Annotated in this window: 11 protein-coding genes; 6 read left to right on the forward strand and 5 right to left on the reverse strand. The window is 62.8% G+C overall.

Features of this window, described 5'->3' with window-relative positions; translation table 11 throughout:
* Positions 1–7 precede the first annotated feature (7 nt).
* A complete protein-coding gene (locus FJ970_RS12720; protein WP_140760839.1) occupies positions 8–1,858 on the forward strand; it encodes an ABC transporter permease subunit in 1,851 nt (616 codons plus the stop codon).
* The gene (locus tag FJ970_RS12725; RefSeq protein ID WP_140760837.1) at positions 1,858–2,556 is read left to right on the forward strand and encodes an ABC transporter ATP-binding protein; all 699 of its coding nucleotides are present in this window, start codon (positions 1,858–1,860) and stop codon (positions 2,554–2,556) included. Before FJ970_RS12720 ends, FJ970_RS12725 begins: the two co-directional genes overlap by 1 nt.
* Positions 2,557–2,627: 71 nt before the next feature.
* Here the strand turns inward: FJ970_RS12725 and FJ970_RS12730 are convergent, their stop codons facing one another.
* Both FJ970_RS12730 and FJ970_RS12735 read right to left on the reverse strand, forming a co-directional pair.
* Complete coding sequence (locus FJ970_RS12730; RefSeq protein ID WP_140760835.1) at positions 2,628–2,876, reverse strand: DUF982 domain-containing protein; 249 nt, start codon at positions 2,874–2,876, stop codon at positions 2,628–2,630.
* A 304-nt stretch (positions 2,877–3,180) separates the two neighbouring features.
* Positions 3,181–4,023: a 3-keto-5-aminohexanoate cleavage protein gene (locus tag FJ970_RS12735; RefSeq protein ID WP_140760833.1), complete on the reverse strand. Its 843-nt coding sequence runs from the start codon at positions 4,021–4,023 to the stop codon at positions 3,181–3,183.
* Positions 4,024–4,112: 89 nt separating this feature from the next.
* Between FJ970_RS12735 and FJ970_RS12740 the strand changes: the two genes are divergently transcribed.
* The 4 genes from FJ970_RS12740 to FJ970_RS12755 all read left to right on the forward strand — a co-directional run bounded on the left by FJ970_RS12740 (position 4,113) and on the right by FJ970_RS12755 (position 10,051).
* Positions 4,113–4,997 (forward strand): MurR/RpiR family transcriptional regulator, encoded by an 885-nt coding sequence (locus FJ970_RS12740; protein WP_140760831.1) that lies wholly within the window; start codon positions 4,113–4,115, stop codon positions 4,995–4,997.
* Complete coding sequence (locus FJ970_RS12745; RefSeq protein ID WP_140760829.1) at positions 4,994–6,340, forward strand: aspartate aminotransferase family protein; 1,347 nt, start codon at positions 4,994–4,996, stop codon at positions 6,338–6,340. Before FJ970_RS12740 ends, FJ970_RS12745 begins: the two co-directional genes overlap by 4 nt.
* A gap of 48 nt (positions 6,341–6,388) precedes the next feature.
* Positions 6,389–7,357 (forward strand): TAXI family TRAP transporter solute-binding subunit, encoded by a 969-nt coding sequence (locus FJ970_RS12750; RefSeq protein ID WP_140760827.1) that lies wholly within the window; start codon positions 6,389–6,391, stop codon positions 7,355–7,357.
* An 87-nt stretch (positions 7,358–7,444) separates the two neighbouring features.
* Positions 7,445–10,051 carry a TRAP transporter permease gene (locus FJ970_RS12755; protein ID WP_140760825.1) on the forward strand — a complete coding sequence of 869 codons (2,607 nt, stop codon included), beginning with the start codon at positions 7,445–7,447 and terminating at the stop codon, positions 10,049–10,051.
* Here FJ970_RS12755 and FJ970_RS12760 read toward each other — a convergent pair.
* The 3 genes from FJ970_RS12760 to FJ970_RS12770 all read right to left on the reverse strand — a co-directional run bounded on the left by FJ970_RS12760 (position 10,048) and on the right by FJ970_RS12770 (position 12,944).
* The gene (locus FJ970_RS12760) at positions 10,048–10,347 is read right to left on the reverse strand and encodes a hypothetical protein (protein WP_140760822.1); all 300 of its coding nucleotides are present in this window, start codon (positions 10,345–10,347) and stop codon (positions 10,048–10,050) included. The two genes, FJ970_RS12755 and FJ970_RS12760, sit on opposite strands and share 4 nt — an antisense overlap.
* Positions 10,348–10,466: 119 nt before the next feature.
* The gene (locus tag FJ970_RS12765; protein ID WP_140760820.1) at positions 10,467–11,837 is read right to left on the reverse strand and encodes a TRAP transporter large permease; all 1,371 of its coding nucleotides are present in this window, start codon (positions 11,835–11,837) and stop codon (positions 10,467–10,469) included.
* A 3-nt stretch (positions 11,838–11,840) separates the two neighbouring features.
* Positions 11,841–12,944 carry a TRAP transporter small permease subunit gene (locus FJ970_RS12770; RefSeq protein WP_140760817.1) on the reverse strand — a complete coding sequence of 368 codons (1,104 nt, stop codon included), beginning with the start codon at positions 12,942–12,944 and terminating at the stop codon, positions 11,841–11,843.
* Positions 12,945–12,950: the final 6 nt, after the last annotated feature.

The raw sequence follows: 12,950 nt of genomic DNA on the forward strand, positions 1-12,950 counted from the left end.
TCCGCGCATGAACATGAAACGCTCCTTCCTCGTCGAGGTGCTGACGGTGATCGCACTGATCGCCGCGCCTTTCGTCCTGCCGCATCTCGGCTTCGCGCCGACAACCATCAACCGGATCCTGATCTGGGGCCTGTTCGGGCTCGGTTTCGACATCCTCTTCGGCTACACCGGCCTGCTTTCCTTCGGCCAGTCGGCCTTCTACGGCACCGGCGGCATGTTCGCCGCCTACCTGTTGACCGAACTGAATTTTCCTTACGTCATGGTGGCGATCGTCATCGGCGCTGTCGTCGCCGGCTTCGTCGGCTATCTCGTAGGGATGGTCGCGCTCCGGCGCACCGGCATCTATTTCGCCATGATCACCGTGGCGATCTCGGAAGTGTTCTTCTTCGTCGAGTTCAACCCGCTATCGGCCTATACCGGGGGGGAGAACGGTCTGCCGGGCGTGCCGACGCCGAGCGTCTTTCTCGGCTTCACCACGCTTAGGTTCGATTCCGACTGGGCGACGTATACCTTCCTGGCATTCTGGTACTTCGTCGGCTTGGTGATTGCCCTGCGTATCGTGCGCTCGCCGGTCGGAGCCATTCTTTCCGCCATCCGCGACAATCCCCTGCGCGCGGTCGCGCTCGGCCACAACATCCACGCCTACAAGCATACCGCCTTCGTGGTCGCCGCGATCTACGCCGGCTTTGCCGGGGGCCTGCTCGGCGTCATGCAGGGCTTCATGCCGCCGGATGCGTTCATGTTCGATACATCAGGTCAACTCGTCATGCAGACCGCGATAGGCGGTGCCGGCACACTGTTCGGGCCTCTGGTGGGAGCGACCGTGTGGCTTTTCCTCAGCGATTTCTTCCAGAACACGCTCCACCTTGGCGCGACATGGAAGCTGGTGCTCGGCATTGTTTTCGTGCTGCTGGTCGTCTTCCTGAGGCGCGGTATCGTCGGCGCCATCGCGGACGTCTACGACCTGGCGACGGGCGCCAGGAAAACCGTTGAGCCGGTCGAGGCGGCAGCAATCACCCCGCCGATCGCGCCGGGTTCGTCGCCGGTCGTCGTCGAGGCGATGCCGGCGCGCCACCGTTCCACGGACCACGCTTCCGGTCCCATCTTGCAGGCTACGGGATTGAGCAAACGCTACGGCGGCCTGATGGCCAACAGCGATATCGACTTCACCATCAACCATGGTGAGACGCGGGGCATCATCGGACCAAATGGTGCCGGCAAGAGCACCTTCTTCAAGATGCTTACCTGCGAGGTGTCGCCGACCTCGGGCAAAATCGTGTTCGAGGGCCGCGACATCACCGGTATGAGCGTGACGGATGTCTGCCAGCTCGGACTGACCAAGAGCTACCAGATCAACCAGCTCTTCGACCGGCTGACCGTCAGGCAGAACCTTACAATCGCCGCGCTTGGCGAAATCCGCGGCAAGTTCAGGCTCGACCTGTTCCGCAATATCCGCAAGATCCCGGGCCTCGACGAGCAGGTCGAGCGCACGCTGGCGCTGGTCAACCTGACGCACTGCCCGGACACGCTGGTCTCGCAACTCGCCTATGGCGAGAAGCGCCGGCTGGAGATCGGGCTGGCGCTGGCGACTTCGCCGAGCCTGCTGCTGCTCGACGAGCCGCTGGCCGGCATGAGTCCGCGCGAGCGCGTCGAAACGGTTGCGCTGCTGAAGTCGATCGCGGGCGGCCGCACGATGATCATCATCGACCACGATATGGATTCGCTGTTTGAACTGGTCGAGACGGTCACTGTGCTGCAAGAGGGTCGCATCCTCGCTCACGGCATCCCGGAGCAGATCAAGACCAATCCAAAAGTGCAGGAAGCCTATCTCGGCGGCGTTCACGGAGAGATTGCCTGATGAGCCTGCTCGAGGTCGAAGGTCTGAACAGCTACTACGGCGACAGCCACATTCTGTTCGACGTATCGCTGCGCGTGGAGAAAAACGAGGTTGTCGCGCTCCTTGGCAGGAACGGCGCCGGCAAGTCGACGACGCTGAAGAGCCTGATGGGTGTCGTCACGCCGCGCACAGGCAGCATCAAGTTCGATGGCGAGGAACTGGCGGGCAGGAAGGCGCACAGAATCGCGCAGCTCGGCATGCAACTCGTGCACGAGGATCGCCGCATCTTCGGCAGCCTGAATGTCGAGGACAACATCATCCTTGCGGGCCTGACCGCCGATAACAGGTGGCCGCTCGAGCGCATCTACGAGATGTTCCCGCGGCTGAAGGAGAGGCGCACCAGCCGGGGCACGGACCTCTCCGGGGGCGAACAGCAGATGTTGGCGATCGCCCGCGCGCTCGTGCGCGACCCGAAGATCGTCCTGCTGGACGAACCGTTCGAGGGGCTTGCCCCGGTTATTGTCCAGGATCTCGTCAAAGCCTGTCGCGAACTGGCCGAGGCCGGGCAGACCATCGTTCTGGTCGAACAGAACCTGGCCGCGACCTTGGCGCTTGCAAAGCGCGTCTATATCATCAACAACGGCCACATTGCCCATGAAGGACCTGCCGCCGAGATCAAGGCGCAGCCGGAACTCTTGCAGCGCTACCTCGGCGTATAGATTAGAAGCGCGGAGTGGATTGCTCGGCAAGCCATCGGACGAGCTTCCCGACATTTCGGGGGACGTTTTCTTCAGTTGCCGGGCAACAGGCGCGCTTCCCGTGCGGCCTCGATGAACGCCATTCGGGCGGCTTCCGCCTTTGCTTCATCTTCCATCGCGGCTCGACAGGCGTGATGAGCGGCCAGAATCTTGGGTGAGCCGCCATGGCGCAGCCTTTCACGGAGCAGTTCATCCGCCTGGCGCGCGCTAATGATGTTTCTGATGCTTCCGAAGATGCCTACCGTCACCGATACAGGAGCGGCAAACCAACCCTGAGCCATAACCAGACCTCGTACGTTACATCGCAGACATGAACAGAACCGCTCGCTTGGGCGGACCAACGGTTTCTTGCCTTCCGGAATCAAAGCCGGCTAACTGACCGTTGGGGCTGTCTTCGATGCGGAATTTATGTCACAGCATGACATATATGCATGAGAGCGGCGCCCGACAAGGTGTTCGAATTTCCAAGGCCGATTCTCTGTGTCGGAACATTGGCTACCCAGGATGGCCAGGCTGACATGGGTTCCATGGCTCCCCATACTCATGACGATCCTGCGACTTTGCGACGGACGATTGATCATCCATTCACCGGTGACCCATGCCCCAGGCATGGCGCAATGAGGCGGGGGTTCGGATTGGCCGTCCAAAGCCTCGGAGCATACGCGCGACAGTATCGACCAGAAATGCGTTGGTGGGCGCCGTCGAACCGTCCGGCAGCAGAAGATTGTTCTCGAAGCCGACCCGGACATCTCCACCCAGCAGCGCCCCGGCGGACACGCAGGCAGCCTCGTCGCGGCCGAAGGCGCAGACCATGAAGGAACTGAAGGCCGGAATACCTGGCGAAAGAAACGGCAGCAGATCCATGGGCGCCGATTGCTGCGATGTCGTGTAGCGGCCAAGGACGAAGAGCACGGGAATGTCGTCCCAGGGGATCATGCCCCGCCGCTGTAGATCGCACAGGTACAGTGCCTCGCCGGGATCGTAGAGTATGATCTGCGGCAACACGCGTTCGCGCTTCAGCCAGCCGAGGAACGAGGCGAAAACCGGCTCGGCATCCCGGTCCGGGACAAGCTCGCGCAGTGCCAGCGAGACGGCCTCGGGCCTGGTCTCGCGAACCGCTTCCATCTGCCTGCCGGGCTGATAGACGCCAAGCGCCTCGCTGGTGATTTGCACCACCATTGCATTGCCAACCGTCCGTCGAATGGCGGCGGTGGCGGCGCGATAGGCGTCGGGGTCGAGAATGTGCCGGCCATCCCGGTCGCGCACATGCAGGTGAATCATGGCCGCGCCGGCCTCGAGGCACTCGGCCGCCGTCCGCGCCAGTTCGGCCGGCGTCATCGGCAAGCCCGGATGGTCGGCCTTGCTGCGTCTGCCGCCATTCGGCGCGACGGCGATCGCGACGGGCCTGTCCGAGGATTGGGACTGCATGCGCATACCGGTGGCTGGACAATTGGATCACCAACATAACTTGTGAAACACTTGTTGCAAACGAAATCGATGCGCGGCAGACTGCCTCGATGGACCAGGGGCCCTTGGCGGAACGCATCGTCGCGGAGTTCGACGGCATGTCGGCGCAGCTGCAGACCGCGGCTCGCTACATGCTCGACCATCCGAGCGACGTGGCCTTGCTTTCCATGCGCGAGCAGGCGCGGCAGGCGGGGGTGCAGCCGGCCACCATGACGCGTCTGGCCCAGCATCTCGGCTTCGAAGGATATGATGTCGTGCGCGATTCCTACGCCGCGGCGGTGCGCAGCGGATATCCCGGCTTTGCAGGAAAAGCGGGGGTCCAGCTGCGCAGCCAGAAGCTCAAGGGCGACCGCGCTCAAGCCGCCGAGATGCTGGACTCGCTAGCCGCCCAGTTCGCCCAGCTTGCCAGGCCAGATAGGCTGGACCGCATCGTGGCTGCGGCGAGACGGCTCTCGGCCGCGCGCCGGATCTATTGCCTCGGCCTGCGCTCCAGCCATCCTGTCGCCTGGCATATCCACTATGTCCTGTCGCTCGTTGGCGAGAAATCGGTGCTGCTCGACGGCGTGGCCGGAACCGGTGCCGACGCGATTGGCCGCGCCACCAATGACGATGTGCTGCTCGTGGCGAGCGTGCTCCCCTACACCCGCCAGACGGTCGAGGTCGCCGAATATGCGGCCGGACGCGGTGTCTGCGTCGTCGCGATCACGGACAGCGAGGTGGCGCCGCTCGCCCAGATCGCGGCCGAGGTCATCCTCGTTCCAACGCAGACCCCATCCTTCCTCCACACCATGGCGCCGGCCTTCGCCGTAGCGGAAATCCTGGCAGCGGTCGTCGCCGGCCATGGCGGCGAGCAGGCGCTGGCGGAGATACGACGCACCGACGAACACCATGCGGCGCTCAATGTTCACCTGAAACCGCGGCTCGGCAAGAAATGACCCATCTTCTCCATCGCACCACCAAAGGTTCGCTTCCGATCGCCGTCGGCGGCAAAGGCATCCAGATATTCGACAGCGACGGCCGCTCCTACATCGATGCATCCGGCGGCGCGGCGGTGTCGTGTCTCGGCCACGGCCATCCCGACGTCATCGCCGCCTTGCATGAACAACTCGACCGCATCGCCTATGCCCACACCGGCTTCTTCAGTACGGAGGCGGCCGAACGTTTGGCCGACCGCCTGGTTGAAGACGCCCCGGCCGGGATCAGCCATGCCTATCTCTTGAGCGGCGGATCGGAAGCGGTGGAGGCGGCGCTGAAGATGGCGCGGCAATATTTTGTCGAGAAAGGCGAGCCGCGGCGGCGTCACGTCATCGCCCGCCGCCAGAGCTATCACGGCAACACTCTTGGCGCGCTCGCCACGGGCGGCAATGAATGGCGGCGGCGGCAATTTCAGCCGCTTCTCATCGAAACCCATCATATCGATCCATGTTTCGCCTATCGCCATCAACTGCCTGATGAAAGCGATGCCGACTACGCAGCGCGGGCAGCACAGGCCCTGGAGGACAAGATACTCGAACTCGGCTCCGGCGAGGTCATCGCCTTTGTCGCCGAGACGGTGGTCGGTGCGACCGCCGGCGCCGTGCCGCCGGTGGCGGACTACCTGAAGCGCGTCCGCGCCATCTGCGACCGTTACGGCGTGCTGCTCATCCTCGACGAGGTAATGTGCGGCATGGGCCGCACCGGCACGCTTCACGCCTGCGAACAGGACGGTGTCGTTCCCGATCTCATGACCATCGCCAAGGCGCTAGGCGGCGGTTATCAGCCCGTCGGCGCCGTGCTGCTCGGCCAGCATATCTTCGACGCCTTCGCCAACGGCTCCGGCTTCTTCCAGCACGGCCACACCTATATGGGTCATCCGATGGCCGCGGCGGCCGGCCTTGCCGTCCAGGAGGTGATCCGTCGCGACCATCTGCTCGACAACGTCAAGGCGATGGGCATGCATCTGCAACGGCGCCTGGGCGAACGCTTCGGCAATAATCATCATGTCGGCGACATTCGCGGCCGTGGCCTGTTCCAGGCGATCGAACTGGTCGCCGACCGCGGTTCGAAGGAGCCTTTCGATCCGGCGCTGAAGCTCAACGTCCGCATCAAGCGCGAAGCCATGAACAACGGCCTGATGGTCTATCCCATGGGCGGCACGATCGACGGCGTCAGAGGCGACCATGTGCTGCTCGCGCCGCCGTTCATTTCCACCAGCCAGGACATCGATGCCATCGTCGAACGGCTCGGCGATGCCGTCGATGCAGCCTTGCGCGCTCCCGACTTGGCGGGACGCGCCTGACCAGAGCCCGGCGCAAGGCCGGACCAAACCACCAGAGAGGTAGTCGAAATGCGTAGTCTGCTGAAAACCCTGATAGCCGCGGGCGCGGCGGGGTGTCTGCTTGCCGCCACACCCTCGTTCGCCGAGCAGAAGTTCATCACCATAGGCACCGGCGGCGTGACCGGCGTCTATTATGCCGTTGGCGGCGCCATTTGCCGGCTCATGAACAAGGACAGGCAGAAGACCGGCATACGCTGCTCGACCGAATCGACCGGCGGTTCGGTTTTCAACGTCAATTCGATCAATACCGGCGACCTCGATTTCGGCCTTACCCAGTCCGACGTGCAGTTTCAGGCCTATAACGGCGTCGGCAATTTCGACGGCAAGGCGGTAAAGGATCTGCGCGCGGTCTTCTCGGTCCACCCCGAACCGTTCACCGTGCTGGCGCGGCCCGATGCGGGCGTGAAGACCTTCGAGGATTTCAAAGGCAAGCGCTTTAATGTCGGCAATCCCGGTTCCGGCACGCGGTCCTCGATGGAAGAGCTGTTGAAGCAGATGGGCTGGACCCTGAAGGACTTTTCGCTAGCCGCCGAGCTCAAGGCCGATGAGCAGGGCAGTGCGCTTTGCGACAACAAGATCGACGGCTTCTTCTATGGCGTCGGACATCCGTCAGCCGCGATCCAGGATCCGACGACCGCCTGCGGCGCCAAGCTCGTTCCGCTGACCGGCCACGCCGTCGACGCGCTGGTGAAGGCGCACCCCTATTATTCGGTCGCGACCATCCCCGGCGGCATGTACGCCAACAATCCCGATCCGACGACGACGTTCGGCGTGCGCGCCACCGTGGTCACGAGCGCCAAGACCCCGGACGACGTGGTCTACGAAATGGTCAAGGCGGTTTTCGAGAACTTTGACGACTTCAAGAAGCTGCATCCGGCTTTCGCCAATCTCGACCCCAAGGAGATGATCAAGGCCGGCCTCTCGGCGCCGCTGCATCCCGGCGCCGAGCGCTACTACAAGGAAAAAGGCTGGCTCTGAGCTTCAGCTGGGCCGGGCTGCCTGAAGGGCGGTCCGGCCACGGAGCCGAAAAGACCAAAATGAAAAAACAATCGGTCGAGGGGAACAATGACAGACCAGTTCCGCAAGGCAGGAGCACCTGAAGACGTCGATATCGACAGACTGAACGAGATTGTCGCGGAAGCGGATACGGGCGGCCGCAAGCCGACCGGCCTGGCCGCGCATCTGGTCTTGGCGGTCGCGCTGGCCTGGTCGCTGTTCCAGCTTTGGTACTCCTCGCCGATCCCTTTCATGCTCGGTTTCGGCGTCGTCAGCGACGGCATTGCGCGTTCCATTCATCTGGCCTTTGCGCTGTTCCTGGCGCTCGTCACCTTCCCCGCTTTCAAAAGCTCTTCACGCAGCCGCGTTCCATTGCCCGACTGGATCCTTGCCATAGCCGGCGCTGCGGCGGCGCTTTACCTCGTCGTCTTCTACGGCGAGATCGCCACCCGGCCCGGGCTCCCCACGACCGCGGATCTCGTCATCTCCATCATCGGCATCGTCATACTGATGGAAGCCGCCCGGCGAGCCGTCGGTCCCGCCATCACCGTCATCGCCGGGCTGATGCTGATCTACATTTTCGTCGGCCCCTATATGCCCGGCCTGCTGGCGCACAAAGGCGCGACGCTGTCGCGCGCCGCCTCGCAGATGTGGCTCACTTCCGAGGGCGTGTTCGGCGTCGCGCTCGGTGTCTCGACCAACGTCGTCTTCATGTTCGTGCTGTTTGGAACGCTGCTCGAGCGTGCCGGGGCAGGCGGCTATTTCATCCTGCTTGCCTTCTCCGTCCTCGGCAAATATCGCGGCGGCCCCGCCAAGGCCGGGGTCGTCGCATCAGGCCTGACAGGCATGATTTCCGGATCGTCGATCGCCAATGTCGTCACCACCGGCACCTTCACCATTCCCCTGATGAAGCGCGTCGGCTACACGCCGGTCAAAGCCGGCGCCATCGAATGTGCCGCCGGCGTCAACGGGCAGATCATGCCGCCCGTGATGGGGGCAGCCGCCTTCCTCATCGCCGAATATGTCGGCATTTCCTATGCCGAGGTGGTCAAGCACGCCTTCTTTCCCGCGCTGCTTACCTACGGCTCGCTCTTCTATATCGTCGACATCGAAGCGATGAAGATGGGCCTGAAGGGCCTGCCGTCGCGCAGCCGCCATCCCGCCTTGCAAGGGGCGCTGCGCTCGCTGATGGGCATCTGCGCCTTCGTCATCCTGGCCGGACTCGTCTATTACGGCATCGGCTGGACCAAGACCGCGTTCGGCAGCGCCGCGACCTGGATGATCGTCGCGGCGCTTGCCGTCGTCTATGTCGGTCTCGTCGCTTACAGGGCAAAGCATCCCGACTTGCCGCTCAACAGCCTCAAGGGCGATATCCTGGAAATTCCGCATTTCGGTGAGACGGCACGGACAGGCCTGCATTTCCTGCTGCCGGTGGTGCTCCTCATCTGGTGCCTGATGGTCGAGGAGCTTTCGCCCGGCCTTTCCGCCTTCTGGGGCTCCGCCGCCTTGATGGTATTGGTCGTCACACAGCGCCCGCTGACGGCGTTCTTTCGCAAGCAAGATCTCATGCCGCGTTGGCGCGAAGGTTTCGTCGATCTCATCGAGGGGCTGTCGGCCGCGGCGCGCAACATGACCACGGTCGGCATCGCCACGGCGACGGCCGGCATCATCGTCGGCACGGTGCTGTTGACCGGTGTCGGGCTTGTGATGACCGAACTCGTCGAATTCATCTCGGCCGGCAGCTTCATCGTCATGCTGCTGTTCACCGCCCTCATCTGCATCATTCTGGGAATGGGCATGCCGACCACGGCCAGCTATGTCGTCGTCGCCACGCTGATGGCGCCGGTGATGGTCGACCTCGCCGCGCAGAACGACCTGGCCGTACCGCTGGTAGCCGTGCATCTCTTCGTCTTCTATTTCGGGCTGATGGCCGATGTGACGCCACCGGTCGGTCTAGCGGCGTATGCCGCGGCCGCGATTTCGGGCGCCGATCCGGTCAAGACCGGCTTTCAGGGATTCAAGTACGAAATCAGGACGGCATTGCTGCCGTTCATCTTCATCTTCAACAACGGCCTGCTGATGATCGACATCCAGGGGCCGCTGGATTTCATCATGGTCATCGCCACATCGGCGCTGGCAATGGTGGCCTTTGTGGCGGCGACGCAGAACTGGTTCCTGGTTCGCAACCGGTGGTACGAGGCCATTGCGCTGTTGCTGATCTGCTTCACGCTGTTTCGGCCGGGCTATTGGCTCGATCTGGTCGATGAGCCCTTTGTTGCAAAACCCGTATCGCAATTGAACCAGACGATCGATGCCACGCCCGCCGGTCAAGCGGTTCGTGTCAAGCTGAAGACGGTCAACATCAACGGCGACGAGATCGAGAAACTGATCAGGCTCGATCTCGCCGAAGGCAAAAATGCGGCGGAGCGGCTGGAAAGCGCGGGACTGACCGTGAGTGCGCTCGGCGACACGATGACAGTCGGGATCGTGCGTCTCGGCAGCCAGGCGGCAAAATTCGGTCTGCAGCCCGGAGACGAAATCATCGGGGTCATGGTGCCGAGCAGCCGGCCGTCACGCTACTGGTTCGTGCTTCCGGCGCTCTTGCTGTTCGGGCTGGTTTTCTGGCTGCAGAGACGCCGAAGGGCGGATAGCCTGGCGGCTGCAGCAGCACCTTAAAGCACGTCGCGTTCGAGCGGATTCATGCGACGCGGTTCGGGCCTCTGCCTCACGCATGTCGCTGGCTTCTGTCCGTCATCGCCTTTCCTGGTCACGGGCCGGGCGATGCGGCTGACGGATCTGCGGCCGCGCCGGAATTGCAAGGCGCTGAGCCCGAATATTGCCCCGAGAGCGGCCCACAGGAAGGTGCTGAAGGTGAGCGGACTGGTAAGCCAGTCCAGCATGGACACCGCGTCGCCCGGCGCGGCGTAGGCGAGATAGCCAAGACTGGTCGACAGTGCAACGCCAGCACTCACCGCCAGTATGGTTTCGAAAATCGGTCTCGACACAGCGCCAAGGAACGCAAAAATGTGGCGCCATTCAAGCGCAAACTATCAAATTCGATTGTTCCGCCGGCCTCGAATGGCCAAGCCAGTCAATTGCCGCCGTACATGACCTTCGGCAGCCACACGACGATCGAGGGGAACACAATGCACAGGCCCACTCCGATGGCTTGCAGACACAAGAAGGGCACCGCGGATCTGAAGATCGTCGCCATTGAAATCTCCGGCGGCGCAACACTCTTCAGGTAAAACAGCGAATAGCCAAACGGCGGGCTCAGGAAAGCCATCTGCATGTTGACCATGAATATGACGCCGTACCAAAGCGGGACGTCTTCGGGAGCCACGCCGGCGAACCCAAACGCGCCGCCGAACTGAAGCGACTTGAGGATGGGCAGAAAGATCGGCACGGTCAGAAGGAGGATTCCCACCCAGTCCAGAAACATGCCGAGGACGAAAAGGATCGCCATCATCAGAATAAGAACGCCGTAGGGCGCCAGACCCGTTCCCAGAATGGACTCGGCCACGAAGTTCTGCCCGCCCTTCAAGATGAAAAAGCCGACGAACATGGTGGCGCCGAAAAATATCCACATGACCATCGCCGTCGCCTTCAGGGTCGATACGCTGGCGTCGCGGATCGTGCCCCAGGTCAGGCGCCGGTGTGCGGCGCAGACGATGAAGGCACCGAACGTACCGATGCCGGCGGCCTCGACAGGCGTGGCAATGCCCATGAAGATAACCCCGAGCACAAGCAGGATCAGCAGTATCGGCATGAACGTGCGGCGCAAAAGCTTGAGTTTTTCGGTGAAGGCGATGCGCTCGTTCGGCGGCAACGCGGGTCCGAGCTTCGGGTTGATGTAGCAGCGCGCCGTCACGTAAGCGACATACATTCCCGACAGCAGCAGCCCGGGAAACACCGACCCGATCAAAAGTTCGCCCAGCGACTGCTGCGCGACGACGGCGTAGACGATCGCCATGACGGAGGGTGGGATGAGAATGCCAAGCGTCCCGCCGGCGAGAAGTGAGCCGCAGGCGAGCTTGGCGTCGTAGTTTCGGCGCAACATCGCCGGCAGCGCTATCATGCCCATCGTCACTTCCGTCGCCCCGACCACGCCTACCATCGCGGCCAGCAGCGTGCAGGAGATCACAGTGGCCGAGGCGAGCCCGCCCTTCAGCCCGCCCAGCCATTTGTAGACGACGTCGAACAACTCCTCGATGATACCCGCCTTCTCGAGAATCGCGGCCATGAAGATGAAAAGCGGCACCGCCGAGAGCTGGTAATCCGTCATGAACGGGAAGACCCGGGAGGGCAGCATGTTCAGCATGGCCGAGTTGCCGAACAGGAAGAGGAAAAGCACAGCAAGGCTGCCGGTGCAAAAGGCCATCGGCAGCCCGAGCAGCAGAAGTACGCCCAGGCCCCCGAACATCAATATGCTGAGCCACAGGATCGGAAGTTCGAGACCCATCGCTCAGCCGATCCTTCTGGTGGCAATGGTGATGTCGCGCATCAGCCGGGACAGACCCTGAAGCAACAGCAGCGCCGCCCCGATGGGGATGGCGAGCTTTACCGGCCAGTACTGGATACCCCATTCGGTGAAAGAACGCTCGCCTACCGCCATTGCGTCACTGGCAAAACGCCAGCCCGTGACGAGCATGGTGCCCGTGAACAGGAAAAAGAAGGCCGAGGTGATGATGTCGCAGACCGCACGGCCACGTTCCGAGAGATGGCTGTAGATGATGTCTACCCTGACATGGGTTTCGTCGCGATAGGCATAGGCTCCGGCCAGCATGTACTGGATGCCGAACATGAGAAACATGCTCTCGTGCACCCAGTTCGTCGGCGAGTTGAAAACGTAACGCGCCACGACCTCGTAGTAGTAGGCGATGACCGCGAGGACCGCCCAGTAGGCGACCAACTCGCCTGTCACCCTGACCAGCCAGTCAACGGGCCGGAAAACAGCGAGTGGCTGCTTGACGGGTGTGACGGGCACGTCGGTCACGAGAGGGTGGACGTCGGTAGGGGCCGGTTGCCGCTCACGTTCCCGGGCGCGGCGAACCAGGCCGGGCACTAGAAAGATGTCGCCCACGAGAACGATGCCGAGGAGAATTCCGGCAATTCGCGCGAGGTTGTTCGATCGGACGAGCCCGCCAATGGCGGCAGCGTTGTTGTCGCGGGCGCTCACCGCATCCGAGTCGGCCTTGGCGAGGCGATCGGCGGCGCCGGCCTTGCCGGATGCAACGTCCGCCTTGGCATGCGTCAAGACCCTTTCGGCATGCTCGGCCTGCGACCGCGCCAGCGACAATGCCTCGCGTCCGTCGCGCACCTGCCCACTCGTCCAGAGCACGGCGACGAAGAACGGGATGAACAAGAACCCCCAGCGGCTCTTCAGGTAGAAACGATGCATGCCGAGAAATCCGGCGGTGATCAGAAAGAAATAGGCGAGGAACAGGTTGGCGCGGCCGGCGTCGCGTTGTGCCCGCTCGCGGTAGACAAAGAAGACCGCGGCAAGCGGAAAAAGCACGAGGCTCGACCAGTAGAGCCAGTGCGGCAGCACAAAAGTGAGTGAGGGCATCGGTGA

This window comes from Mesorhizobium sp. B2-1-8 (assembly GCF_006442545.2).
GTDB lineage: Bacteria > Pseudomonadota > Alphaproteobacteria > Rhizobiales > Rhizobiaceae > Mesorhizobium.

Bases quoted from the DNA above. Each gene is read 5' to 3' on its own strand.
- FJ970_RS12720 (WP_140760839.1), top strand. From the start codon at position 8: ATGAACATGAAACGCTCCTTCCTCGTCGAGGTGCTGACGGTGATCGCA.
- FJ970_RS12725 (WP_140760837.1), top strand. From the start codon at position 1,858: ATGAGCCTGCTCGAGGTCGAAGGTCTGAACAGCTACTACGGCGACAGC.
- FJ970_RS12730 (WP_140760835.1), bottom strand. From the start codon at position 2,876: ATGGCTCAGGGTTGGTTTGCCGCTCCTGTATCGGTGACGGTAGGCATC.
- FJ970_RS12735 (WP_140760833.1), bottom strand. From the start codon at position 4,023: ATGCAGTCCCAATCCTCGGACAGGCCCGTCGCGATCGCCGTCGCGCCG.
- FJ970_RS12740 (WP_140760831.1), top strand. From the start codon at position 4,113: ATGGACCAGGGGCCCTTGGCGGAACGCATCGTCGCGGAGTTCGACGGC.
- FJ970_RS12745 (WP_140760829.1), top strand. From the start codon at position 4,994: ATGACCCATCTTCTCCATCGCACCACCAAAGGTTCGCTTCCGATCGCC.
- FJ970_RS12750 (WP_140760827.1), top strand. From the start codon at position 6,389: ATGCGTAGTCTGCTGAAAACCCTGATAGCCGCGGGCGCGGCGGGGTGT.
- FJ970_RS12755 (WP_140760825.1), top strand. From the start codon at position 7,445: ATGACAGACCAGTTCCGCAAGGCAGGAGCACCTGAAGACGTCGATATC.
- FJ970_RS12765 (WP_140760820.1), bottom strand. From the start codon at position 11,837: ATGGGTCTCGAACTTCCGATCCTGTGGCTCAGCATATTGATGTTCGGG.
- FJ970_RS12770 (WP_140760817.1), bottom strand. From the start codon at position 12,944: ATGCCCTCACTCACTTTTGTGCTGCCGCACTGGCTCTACTGGTCGAGC.